We start from the raw sequence: 625 nt of genomic DNA, 5'->3' as shown, positions 1-625 counted from the left end.
TCGAGTCCAAGCACCGGCCCATCGTGGAATCCCTCACCAGCGGCTCGGAGGAACTGTCGCAGTACACCGAGCGGGCGGTCGCCTACCTGGCCCGCGTCGCCGCCCTGTACGCCCTGGCCGACAAGCGGGAGGAGATCAACGAGAGGGATTTGGACGCCGCGCTGGCGTTGGTCTCCTACAGCGTGGAAAGCGTCAGCTTCACCCTCCCGGAGGCTGAGATGGACCGAGAGGTTCCCCTGGCGATCCGGCTGGAGCGCTTCCTGCGCGAGGCCGGACCGGACGGGGTTCCCGCCACCCAGCTCTACCGCAAGTTCGACATCAAGTCCGCCGCGCTGAAGACGCTGACCGCCAGCATGCATTCGGTCGAGATCGAACTCGGCCCCTCCACCGGAGGCCGCAGACCGGAGATCTACAAATGGATCGACCCCGACGCCGAGCCTGAGGCCCAGGCCGAGCCGCCTGACCCGAAAGCCGCGACGCCGCGGAAGGAGCGGCCCCTGGTGGCCGCCGCCGAAATCCCTGAACCAGGTCACTCCACCCCCGTCCCTGCCTTGACGCCCGTTCCCGGGCCTGGAGCCAAGCTTGTGAGGGAACTGGCCGCCAGGCGGGATGTTCAAGCCAAGCT

The 625-nt window shown here is 68.0% G+C and carries 1 protein-coding gene; it reads left to right on the top strand.

The window, feature by feature from the left end; genetic code table 11:
• Positions 1-23: 23 nt before the first annotated feature.
• Positions 24-625: hypothetical protein (locus ABGB08_RS54715; protein WP_347608578.1), on the top strand; the 602-nt coding region annotated here is incomplete at its 3' end.

The sequence above is a fragment of the Acrocarpospora sp. B8E8 genome (assembly GCF_039871605.1).
Taxonomy (GTDB): domain Bacteria; phylum Actinomycetota; class Actinomycetes; order Streptosporangiales; family Streptosporangiaceae; genus Acrocarpospora; species Acrocarpospora macrocephala.
The sequence above is the reverse complement of the archived record's forward strand: the minus strand, read 5'-3'. Positions and strand labels throughout refer to the sequence as shown.